Origin of the sequence: Klenkia terrae (assembly GCF_037083865.1) — a bacterium.
GTDB classification, from domain to species: Bacteria; Actinomycetota; Actinomycetes; order Mycobacteriales; family Geodermatophilaceae; genus Klenkia; species Klenkia terrae.
Genome location: NZ_JBAPLV010000029.1, coordinates 46,483 through 56,769, shown reverse-complemented (window position 1 = coordinate 56,769; position 10,287 = coordinate 46,483). Strand labels below are relative to the sequence as shown.

General features: G+C 74.0%; 10 protein-coding genes and 1 pseudogene. 5 read left to right on the top strand and 6 right to left on the bottom strand.

Annotated elements, in window-relative coordinates:
- Nucleotides 1–767: pseudogene (locus UXQ13_RS20370) on the bottom strand (hypothetical protein); the annotation flags it as partial.
- Between the two features lie 248 nt (nucleotides 768–1,015).
- Entirely contained in the window at nucleotides 1,016–2,053 is a 1,038-nt protein-coding gene (locus tag UXQ13_RS20365; protein ID WP_336392873.1) for a hypothetical protein, read from the bottom strand.
- Between the two features lie 202 nt (nucleotides 2,054–2,255).
- Between UXQ13_RS20365 and UXQ13_RS20360 the strand changes: the two genes are divergently transcribed.
- From UXQ13_RS20360 to UXQ13_RS20350, 3 genes are all read left to right on the top strand, one after another.
- Nucleotides 2,256–2,468, top strand: a complete 213-nt coding sequence (locus UXQ13_RS20360) for a hypothetical protein (protein ID WP_225233461.1) — start codon at nucleotides 2,256–2,258, stop codon at nucleotides 2,466–2,468.
- Nucleotides 2,456–2,848 (top strand): type II toxin-antitoxin system death-on-curing family toxin, encoded by a 393-nt coding sequence (locus UXQ13_RS20355; protein WP_225233460.1) that lies wholly within the window; start codon nucleotides 2,456–2,458, stop codon nucleotides 2,846–2,848. The genes UXQ13_RS20360 and UXQ13_RS20355 overlap by 13 nt, the downstream gene beginning before the upstream one ends.
- Nucleotides 2,849–2,995: 147 nt before the next feature.
- Nucleotides 2,996–4,027 (top strand): C40 family peptidase, encoded by a 1,032-nt coding sequence (locus UXQ13_RS20350; RefSeq protein WP_336392872.1) that lies wholly within the window; start codon nucleotides 2,996–2,998, stop codon nucleotides 4,025–4,027.
- 70 nt (nucleotides 4,028–4,097) lie between these two features.
- On the opposite strand, the gene UXQ13_RS20345 is transcribed toward UXQ13_RS20350, so the two are convergent.
- Nucleotides 4,098–4,652: a DedA family protein gene (locus UXQ13_RS20345; protein ID WP_336392871.1), complete on the bottom strand. Its 555-nt coding sequence runs from the start codon at nucleotides 4,650–4,652 to the stop codon at nucleotides 4,098–4,100.
- A gap of 109 nt (nucleotides 4,653–4,761) precedes the next feature.
- Nucleotides 4,762–5,973: a saccharopine dehydrogenase family protein gene (locus UXQ13_RS20340; RefSeq protein ID WP_336392870.1), complete on the bottom strand. Its 1,212-nt coding sequence runs from the start codon at nucleotides 5,971–5,973 to the stop codon at nucleotides 4,762–4,764.
- Between the two features lie 155 nt (nucleotides 5,974–6,128).
- Between UXQ13_RS20340 and UXQ13_RS20335 the strand changes: the two genes are divergently transcribed.
- Together UXQ13_RS20335 and UXQ13_RS20330 are read left to right on the top strand one after the other, a co-directional pair.
- Nucleotides 6,129–7,649: an APC family permease gene (locus UXQ13_RS20335; RefSeq protein ID WP_336392869.1), complete on the top strand. Its 1,521-nt coding sequence runs from the start codon at nucleotides 6,129–6,131 to the stop codon at nucleotides 7,647–7,649.
- A gap of 28 nt (nucleotides 7,650–7,677) precedes the next feature.
- Nucleotides 7,678–8,094, top strand: a complete 417-nt coding sequence (locus UXQ13_RS20330) for a universal stress protein (RefSeq protein ID WP_225233455.1) — start codon at nucleotides 7,678–7,680, stop codon at nucleotides 8,092–8,094.
- A gap of 94 nt (nucleotides 8,095–8,188) precedes the next feature.
- Here the strand turns inward: UXQ13_RS20330 and UXQ13_RS20325 are convergent, their stop codons facing one another.
- Both UXQ13_RS20325 and UXQ13_RS20320 read right to left on the bottom strand, forming a co-directional pair.
- Nucleotides 8,189–9,577 (bottom strand): aspartate aminotransferase family protein, encoded by a 1,389-nt coding sequence (locus UXQ13_RS20325; protein WP_336392868.1) that lies wholly within the window; start codon nucleotides 9,575–9,577, stop codon nucleotides 8,189–8,191.
- A 94-nt stretch (nucleotides 9,578–9,671) separates the two neighbouring features.
- Nucleotides 9,672–10,241 carry a YdeI/OmpD-associated family protein gene (locus UXQ13_RS20320; RefSeq protein ID WP_336392867.1) on the bottom strand — a complete coding sequence of 190 codons (570 nt, stop codon included), beginning with the start codon at nucleotides 10,239–10,241 and terminating at the stop codon, nucleotides 9,672–9,674.
- Nucleotides 10,242–10,287 lie beyond the last annotated feature (46 nt).

Genomic DNA, 10,287 nt, shown 5'->3' with positions numbered 1-10,287 from the left:
GCCGCGCCGCCGTTGCCGCCGGTGCTGGTGTTGGTGGCGGCGCCGGTGGTGGTCATCGGGTTGCAGTTGTCGTCGCTGTGGAGGTTCTCGCAGCCGACACCGACCCCCGCACCGCTGGACGCCTCGCCGGAGTTCCCGCCGTCCCCGCCCCGGACGTTGCCGCTGTTGGTGGCCACGTTGCCCTCGGCGTCGCCGCCGTTCGCCGACGTCGGTGCGTGCACCGAGGTGTCGGCGCCGCTGGAGCCGGAGCTGGAGCCGGAGCTGGAGCTGGAGCTGGAGCTGGCGACCGACGGGGTGCCGCCCCCGCCGCCGCCCCCGCTGCCCACGGCCTCCGCGGAGGCCTGGACGGCGGGTGAGGTGGCGGTGCCGCCGTCGGCGGAGGTGTCCCCGGTGGCCGTGGTGCTGTTGGTGGCCGCGCCGCCGTCGCCGCCGGTGCTGGTGTTCGTCGCTGCCCCGGTCGTCGTGGTCGGCGAACCGTTGCCGTCGCTGCGGTGGTCGTCCTGGCCGACCGCGACGGTGGCACCGCTGGAGGCCGACCCGCTGTTCGAGCCGTCACCGCCCGACACGTTGCCGTCGTTGGTCGCGGTGTTGCCGACGGCCTCGCCGCCGTTGCTCTGGGTGGGGGTGTCGGTGGTGGTGACCGCCGAGCCCTCGTCGGCGGTGCTGGTGGCGGCGACCTCGTCGGCCGAGGCGACCGCTTGCCCGAGGAGCCAGACACCCCCGGCCATGGTGGCGACGGCGAAGCCGTTGCGCACGGATCGATTCATGTCAGGTGTTCCTTGTCGCTGGTGTGCGTCGTTGCGCACGAGCTGGTGGTGCGGGAGGGGTGGTGCAGAGGTGGTGCGGTCGAGCCCCCGTCTGGACTGCTGACCCGTGGTGCCGGAGGCCGAGGTCTGCTCGGCTGGTGCGGGGCTGCTGCGCGGTGGACCAGGCTGGCCAGGCCGTGGAGGTCGCCCGTCGTGGTGTGCCCCCCGTGGGCACACCGGGGACGGGGCGGCTCGCGCGGCGGCGGTGCCTAGTCGGGGCGGGAGCCCGGGTCGCCGACGAGGTCGGCGACGGGTGCCACGGCGGCGAGGGTGCGCGCGGTGGCCGCCCCGGCCGCGAGGGCGGGGACGTCGGCGGCGAGCACCGCGGTGGCGGTGCCCGGGCCGGTGGCGGTCTGGCCGTTGGCCGCACCGCCGGAGGGTGCGCAGGGCGCCGCGACGGCGACCGGTGCGTCGGGGATGCCGGTCGCCGGCAGCGGCGCCGGTCCGGTCGGGGCCGGTCGCCCGGCGGCGTCGACGGAGACCGGGGCCGGTGAGCTGGATCCGGCCGGGGCGATGACGGCGTACTCGGTGAGGGCGGTGGACGTCCGGCCGGGTGCGGTGGCGGCGGAGCGCGGGGAGCCGGCCACGGCCTCGGGCTCCGGCGTGCAGAGCGGCCCGGTGACCGCGGCGGTCGGCCCGGACGGGGCGACGGCGGCGCCCGCGGTCCCGTTCGCCGGGTCGGTCACCGTGGCCCCGGTCGACTCCGACGTCGCAGCGGGTGCGGTGGCCGTGGCGTCCGCGGCCGAGGCGGGAGCCGGCGCGGGCTCCGGGGTGAGCTGCGTCGCGGGGGTCGTCGTGGTGGTCGTCGCCGTGGTCTGGCTGGTCGAGGCGGCGCCGTCGTCCCCGGTCGGTGCCTGGGCGGTGCCGGCGGCCGGGTCGTCGGCCGGCTCGTCGGGGGTCGGTGCGCTGCTGGGCGGGGTCGCGTCGGCGCCGGTCGGCGGCGGGTCGGCGTCCGGGGGCGGTGCGGGGACCGTCTCGGTCGGCGAGGATTCGACCACCGGGTACGTCGCCACGGCGACGTCCGGGTCTGTCGGTGCCGGGGTCGGGGTACCGGCGTCGGCGGTGTCCGAGTCGGCCACGACGGCCGGTTCCGCGGCGGGGGCCTCGTCGGCCGAGGCGGGTGCGGCGAGCGCCACCCAGGCGGCCGCCGACCCGAGACCGAGGGCTGCTCCGGTGAGCAGCCGCCGGACCCACGGCCGACCACCGGACGGCGGTCGGCCGCCTGCGGTGAGGTCGGCCTGGGACATGGCCGGGAAACTAGGGACCACCGCAAGCACCGCGCCACGGTTCCGGTACCGAAGCGCCCCAACGCGGCGTGTCGCGGCGCCGTGATGTACGGACCGTTCCGTCGCGATCACGCAACGTCCACCCGCTAGGGTTGTGTGTGACGCATGACACCACCGGTGGTATCACTCGCCGGCAGGTGCGTGCTCTGTCAGGAGCGAACCCATGGCGATGACGCTGCGGTTGACGCCGGGCCAGGTGGAGGCCCTGCGGAGGCAGGCGCGGGTGGAGCACGCCTCCATGCAGGAGGTCGCCAAGCGCGCGCTGGAGGAGTACCTGGCCGCCCATGCCCGGCGGACGCCGCTGGACGTGGTGCTCGACGTCGAGCTCGACCGCTACGCCGCGGCGATCGAGGAGCTGTCCCGGTGGACGGACTGACCCTCGACGCGCTGCTGCAGGTGGCCGTCCGGGTCGTGGGGCCCGACGTCGTCGTCCGCGACCCCGGCCTGCTGGTGGGTGCCCTTGCCCGGGTCGACGCGGTGGCCGACGGGGTGGAGGTGTACCCGACGCCGGCGGAGAAGGGCGCGGCGCTGCTGCACTCCCTGGCCGCGGGTGCACCGCTGGCCGGCGGCAACCGGCCCTTCGCCCTGGCGGCCTGCCTCGCGCTCATGGGCCTGCTGGACGAGCCCGCCGGCATCGGTCCCGAAGCCGCGGTCGACCTGGTGACGGCCATCGTCACCGGTCGGGTGGACGACGTGGCGGACATCGCCGCAGCGCTGCGCGGCACCCGCCAGGTGGACGACCGCCACCGACGGTGACCAGAGCCTGGGACGCGTGGGGCCGGTGGGACAGACACACCCCGCGGTGTACGGGACGGCGGGCACTCGTCTAGTTACGTTGCGTGTCGACTCGCTCGGCGACGACACCCCTCCCCGGGTGCCCGAGCGCGACCCGGAGGACATCCCATGACACCCCGATCGACCGCTCGTCGCTGGTCCCGGGTCGCCGTCCCGGCCGTGGTCACCGGCGTCCTGCTGACGCTGGCCACCGGCCCGGCCGTGGCCGCACCGGCCACCGCCGCCGAGGCCGCCGCCGCCGTGACGCAGACCGCCCAGCAGGTCGAGGTGCTCAGCGAGCAGGTCAACGACGCCGAGCTCGCCGTCGCCGACCAGCAGGCCCTCGTCGCCACCGCGGACACCGCGGTCCAGGTCGCCGACGCGGCGGTGTCCCAGCTGCAGCCGCAGGTCGACGCCATCGTCCGCAGCGGCTTCGTCGACGGGGTGCCCTCGGGCCTGGAGACCGTCCTGACCAGCGGGTCCGCCGACGAGATGCTGGACCGGGTGTTCACCATCAGCCAGCTGACCGACCACACCGACGCGGTGCTCGGCGAGGTCGCCGCCGCCCGTCAGGTGGCGGCCGACGCCCGGGCCGCGGCCGCAGCGGCCCAGTCCGCGGCCGACGCCGCGCTGGCCGACCTGCAGGCGCAGCAAGACCAGCTGAACAGCCAACTCGCCCGCTACCAGGCCGACTTCGCCCTGCTGTCCGCCGTCGAGCAGGCTGCGGTCACCCGCACGGCCGTCGGCCCGGAGGTCGACGCGGACGCCACCGCAGCTGCGGCGGCCGCGGCACCCGCCGCCGCGCCGACCGAGGCGGCTGCGATCGCCGTGCAGACGGGCCTGGCGCAGGTCGGGAAGCCCTACGTCGTGGGGGGTGCCGGCCCCGGCGGCTTCGACTGCTCGGGTCTGACCCAGTTCGCCTACGCCGCAGCAGGCCTCTCGTTGCCGCACTCGAGCCGGACCCAGTCCGGCATGGGTGCTCCGGTCGCCCGGCAGGACCTGCAGCCCGGCGATCTCGTCTACTACTACAGCCCGGTCAGCCACATCGGCCTGTACATCGGCAACGGCCAGATGGTGCACGCCAGCGTGTCCAGCCGGCCGGTCGCCGTCACCAGCGTGGACATGCCCGGCTACGCCGGCGCCCGCCGCCCCACCGCCTGACCGACGTCCGCCCCGGTGGGGGAAGGTCCGGCGCCGGCCGCGGACCATCCCCCGGCCAGGTGGACCGACCTCAGGCGGCGGTCGGCGTCGACCGGTGCCGGCGGACCCGCCACACCAGCAGGCCGACGACGACCACCGCGGCGACCACGACCGCGCCGGTGGTGCCCACCGTGTTGGCCACGCTCTCCCACGAGGCGCCGGCCAGGTAGCCGATCAGCACCGCGCCGACGCCCCACAGCAGGCCGCCGACCGCGTTCCAGGCGAGGAACGCGCGGTAGCGCATACCCGCGACGCCGGCCAGCGCCGGGGTGACCGCCCGGAGGAACGCGGTCAGCCGGGCGAGCAGGACGGCGGGGCCGCCCTTGCGCGCCAGGGTGTCCGTGGCCCGGTCGATGCCCTCCTGGTGCCGGCGCGCGATCCGGCTGGCCAGCAGCCGGGGACCGGCGTGCCGGCCGACCTCGTAGCCCACGGAGTCCCCGAGGACCGCGGCCGCCACGACCAGCGCACCGAGCAGCCAGACCGACACCCGGCCCTGCTCGGCGGCCACCCCGCCGAGCACCACCGCGGTCTCGGCCGGCACCACGAACCCGACGAACAGGGCCAGAAGGACCTGATCGCCCCCCACGACGTGCTCCGCACGCCGCGGGACCCTGCGACCAGGCCGAGGAGGGCGGTCACCCGCGCACCCTGCCCAGCGCACCTGGACGGCGGCTGGGCGCAGGCTGGGAGGAGTGTCAGCCGCCCTCGCGCATGCCCCAGGGCGAGCCGTAGGCGGTCAGCAGGTCCAGGAACGGCTGGCTGTCGAACGCCTCCGGGCCCAGGACGCCGGCGCCGCTCCAGGTGCCCGCGGCCACCAGCTCGAGGGCGACCACGGGGTTGACCGCGGTCTGCCAGACCACCGCCTGGTGGCCGTACTCGCGCATCGACCACTCGTTGTCCACCACGTGGTAGAGGTAGACCTGCCGGGGCTCGCCGTCCTTCCCGGTGCCGGTGACCCACAGCCCGGCGCAGGTCTTGCCCGACATCCGGTCACCCAGCCGGGCCGGGTCGGGCAGGCAGGCGGCGACGACGTCCCGCGGGCTGACCTGCACGCCCTTCACCGTCACCGGGTCGGTGCGGTCAAGGCCCACCTTGTGCAGCGCCTTGAGGACGTCGATGAACTCCGTGCCCAGGCCGTACTTGAAGGTGACCCGCTTCGCGTCCACCCAGCGCGGCATGAGGAGCACCTCCTCGTGCTCGACGTTCACGCACTCCACCGGGCCGATGCCCTCGGGGAACTCGAACACCTCGGGCTCGCTGAACGGTGCCGTGGTGAAGAACCCGCGCCCCTCCTCGTAGACGACCGGCGGGTTGAGGCACTCCTCGATCGTCGTCCAGATGCTGAACGACGGGGCGAACTCGTAGCCGGACACCTCGAGGTTCGCGCCGTCCCGGACGCCGAGCTCGTCGATGGCGGAGAACAGGTGGTCGGCGGCGTACCGGGCGAACACGTCGGACAGCCCGGGCTCCACCCCCATGCCGACCAGCGCCAGCTGCCCGGCCGCCTCCCACTCCCCGGCCAGCGCGAACTGCTCGTCGCCCAGCTTCACACCGGTCTCGGTGTAGGGGTTCTCCGGGTGCGGGTGGGACAGCGACATCGCCATGTCCAGGTAGGTCGCCCCGCCGGCCAGCGCCGCCCGGAACAGCGGCATGACGAACCGGGGGTCGACGGCGTTCATCAGCACGTCGCAGCGGTGCTCGGCCAGCAGCGCGGCCACGGCGTCGGCGTCCCCGGCGTCCACGGACCCGGCGCTGCTGAACCGCTCGTCGTCCACGGCCGAGGCGGTGGCGTCCGCCCGTGCGCCGTCGTAGTCGGTCACGACCAGCGCCTCGAAGAACGACCGGCGGGCCGCGATCGCGGCGAACGCGCTGCCGACGCCACCGGCGCCGACCAGGAGGATCCGCATGCTGTCCTTCTCTCGGGAGGGGAGGCCGAGCGTAGGTGACGACCGACACGGGCGCGACGGCTTCCGTCGCCGTGCGAACTCGTAACACGCGAAACCCTTGTGGAGCGGTGATCCACCTGCGATAACCGTGGCATGACGGAACCAGTGAGCCAGCCGTGAGCGAGCCGGGTGCCCAGCCACAGCTGAAGCAGGGCGCGATCGGCTTCGTCGACGCCCTGGTGATCGGCCTGGCGTCGACCTCCCCGGCGTACTCGCTGGCCGCCGTGGTCGGCGCCGTCGTCGCCCTGGTCGGCGTCTACGCGCCCGGGGTCTTCCTGGCCTCGTTCGTGCCGATGCTGCTGATCGCGTCGGCCTTCTACTACCTCAACCGCGCCGACCAGGACTGCGGGACGACGTTCTCCTGGGTGACCCGGGCGATGGGCCCCTGGATCGGCTGGCTGGGCGGCTGGGCGATCGCCATGACCGGCGTGCTGGTCATCGGCTCGCTGGCCGACACCGGCGTCCGGTTCGGCCTGCTGGCCCTGCAGCTGGACGGGCTGGCCGAGAACACCTTCCTGGTGCGCACCCTCACCGTGCTGCTGATCTTCGCCATGACCTGGATCTGCGTGATCGGCACCGAGACCAGCGCCAAGCTGCAGAACGGCCTGATCATCGCCCAGGTCGGCGCCCTGCTGGTGTTCGCCGTCGTCGCCCTCGTCGCGGGCCTGTCCGGCAACGGGGAGGCCGACGGCGGCAACCTGACCCCGTCGCTGTCCTGGCTGAACCCCTTCGGCGCCGGCGGCGCCGCGCTGACCGGCGGGCTGCTGCTCGGGGTCTTCATCTACTGGGGCTGGGAGTCCGCGGTCAACCTGACCGAGGAGACCTCGGACGCCGAGTCCACACCCGGCAAGGCGGCCATCGTGTCCACCGTCGTCCTGCTGGTGACCTACCTCGGCGTCACGGTGGCGATCCTGAGCTACTTCGGCACCGACTTCCTCGCCTCCCGCGAGGACGAGGCCGAGACCATCTTCGCCACGATGGCGACCGAGGTGCTCGGCGGCTGGGACTGGGTGCTCCTGCTGGCGGTGGCCACCTCGGCGATCGCCTCGACGCAGACGACGATCCTGCCGGCCTCGCGCACCGGGCTGTCGATGGCCCGCCGGCACGCGATGCCCGCCTCGCTGGCCCGCATCCACCCGCGGTTCCGCACCCCCGACGTCTCCACCTGGCTGGTCGCGGTCATCGCCGCCGCCTGGTACGTGGTGGTCAACCTGATCAGCGAGAACGCCCTGTTCGACTCGCTGACCGCGCTGTCGCTGCTGATCGCCTTCTACTACTCCCTGACCGGCATCGCCTGCGCGGTCTTCCACCGCCGCCAGCTGACCCGCAGCGTCAAGGACTTCGTGCTGATCGGCGTCGGCCCGCTGGTCGGAGCGGCGATGCTGATCTGGCTGCTGATCGAGTCGATCGGCGACCTGGCCGACCCGGCCAACTCCGACCTGGGCACCGCGTGGTTCGGCCTCGGCCCGCCGCTGGTGATCGGCATCGGGATCTTCCTGGTCGGCGTGGTGTTCATGCTCGTCTGGCGGTTCAAGGACGCCCGGTTCTGGGACGAGAAGACGACGACCGCCGAGCGCCTGCAGGCCGACATCGAGGCCGGCCGCACCGCGGCCGCCGTCGAGGACCCCGCCCCGTGACCGCACCCGACCGAGGAGAGACGCACCGATGAGCATCGTGCTGGGCTACGACGAGTCCCCGGGCGCCCGGCGCGCCCTCGGGCTGGCCCTCGACCTGGCCGCCCGGCTGGACGAGCCGCTGGTCCTGGTCTACGGCGCCGCGCCGCCCGGGGTGGTCGGCGAGGAGGCCGGGTCGCACACCCAGGCGCTGGCCGAGATCGGCCAGGCCGCGCTGGCCCACGCCGTGGCCGACGCCGAGGAGGCCGGGGTGCGCACCGTGCTGGAGCTGGTCGACGAGAAGCCGGTCAACGCCCTGCTGCACGCCGCCGAGAAGCACGACGCCCGGGTCATCGTGGTGGGCACCTACGGCGAGACCCCGCTGCGCGGCGCCATCCTCGGGTCGGTGCCGCACAAGCTGCTGCACCTGTCCGACCGCCCCGTCCTCTGCGTCCCCGCCGAGCGCTGAGCGGCGTGGATCAGCTCAGCTGATCCACGGCCGTCCTGGCTCACCGGCGCCGGTGAGCCAGGACGCACGGTGATCAGCCCAGCTGATCACCGCCCTACAGGCGGGACCAGGCCTCGGTGAGCACCGAGCGCAGGGTCTGCTCGATCAGGTCGAACTCGGGCTGGCCGACGGTCAGCGGCGGGGCCAGCTGGATGACCGGGTCGCCGCGGTCGTCGGCCCGGCAGTACAGCCCGGCGTCGAACAGGGCCCCGGAGAGGAACCCGCGCAGCAGCCGCTCGCTCTCGGCGTCGTCGAAGGTCTCCTTGGTCGCCTTGTCCTTGACCAGCTCGATCCCGTAGAAGAAGCCGTCGCCGCGGACGTCGCCGACGATCGGCAGATCGGACAGCTTCTCCAGGGTGCGGCGGAACGCGCCCTCGGTCTCCAGCACGTGCTGGTTGAGGCCCTCCCTCTCGAAGATGTCCAGGTTGGCCAGCGCGACGGCCGAGCTCACCGGGTGGCCGCCGAAGGTGTAGCCGTGCGGGAAGGAGACGCCGGGCCGCAGGAAGGGCTCCATCACCCGGTCGCTGGCGATCATGGCGCCGATGGGGGAGTAGCCCGAGGTCATCCCCTTGGCGCAGGTGATCATGTCCGGCACGTAGCCGAACTTCTCGCAGGCGAACGTGGTGCCCAGCCGGCCGAAGGCGCAGATGACCTCGTCGGAGACCAGCAGCACGTCGTGCCGGTCGCAGATCTCGCGCACCCGCTCGAAGTACCCGGGCGGGGGCGGGAAGCAGCCGCCGGCGTTCTGCACCGGCTCCAGGAAGACCGCCGCGACGGTGTCGGGGCCCTCGAACACGATCGCCTGCTCGATCTGGTCGGCGGCCCACTGCCCGAAGGCCTTGGGGTCGTCGCCGAAGTAGGGCGCCCGGTAGATGTTGGTGTTGGCGGCCCGGAACGCACCGGGGACCAGCGGCTCGAAGTCCTGCTTGAGCGCCGGCAGCCCGGTGATGGACAGCGCGCCCTGGGTGGTGCCGTGGTAGGCGATGGCCCGGCTGATCACCTTGTGCTTGGCCGGCTTCCCGACCAGCTTGAAGTACTGCTTGGCCGCCTTCCACGCCGTCTCCACGGCCTCGCCGCCGCCGGTGGTGAAGAAGACCCGGTTGAGGTCACCGGGCGCCGCGGCCGCCAGCCGCTTGGACAGCTCGATGGCCGAGGGGTGCGCGTAGGACCAGATCGGGAAGAAGGCCAGCTCCTCGGCCTGCTTCGCGGCGGCCTGCGCCAGCTCGCGCCGACCGTGCCCGGCCTGGACGACGAACAGCCCGGCCAGCCCGTCGAGGTACTTCCGCCCGCGGTCGTCCCAGATGTAGGCGCCCTCGCCCTTCACGATCACCGGCGGGGCCTGCTGCGTGTAGGAGCCCATCCGGGAGAAGTGCAGCCACAGGTTGTCCATGTCGCCCGGGCCGTACCGCCCGGGCTCGGTGACCGACTGCTCGGTGGTGGTCATGGCTGCACTCCCGGTGGCTGCGGATTCCGTCGTCGGGGGACGGGTCGACGCCTGGGAGCGTAGCGATCGGACCCCCTCCCTGACGAGACCGTCGTCAGATGCGTTTCCCGGTCGCCACCCGGTCGACCAGGTCGGCGATCGCCGCGGCCCGGCCGGCCGCCGTCCGCTTGGTGTGCACCCGGTGCAGGACGGCGTACCGCTGCGCCTTCGTCATGGCCTCGAACCGGTCCGTGGCGCCGGGGGTCGCGGCCAGCGCGGCGGTCAGGTCGTCGGGGACCGTCATCCCGGCCGACCCGGCGTAGGCCTGCTCCCAGCGCCCGTCGGCCTGCGCGGCCGCCACCTGGGCCAGCCCGGCCGGCCGCATCCGGCCGGCGGCCACCAGCTCGGCCACGGTGGCCACGTTCTTCGCCGACCAGATGCTGCGCGGGCGCCGCGGGGTGGTCCGGATGGTCCAGCTGGTGTCGTCGTACCGGTTGCCCCGGCCGTCGATCCAGCCGTGGCACAGCAGGCCCTCCACCAGCTGCTCCCAGGTGACCGACGGGAAGTCGGCGCCCTTCTTGGCCAGCCGGGCGTACAGCCCGGGCGCGGTCGCGCCGTGCTCGTCGAGCCAGGCGTCCAGCTCGGCGCCGTCGGCGAACACCCGCACCTCGAACTCGTGCTCCACGGCTGACCCCTCCCAGGTTTCGGAACTCGTGCGGGCGGTCAGGCAG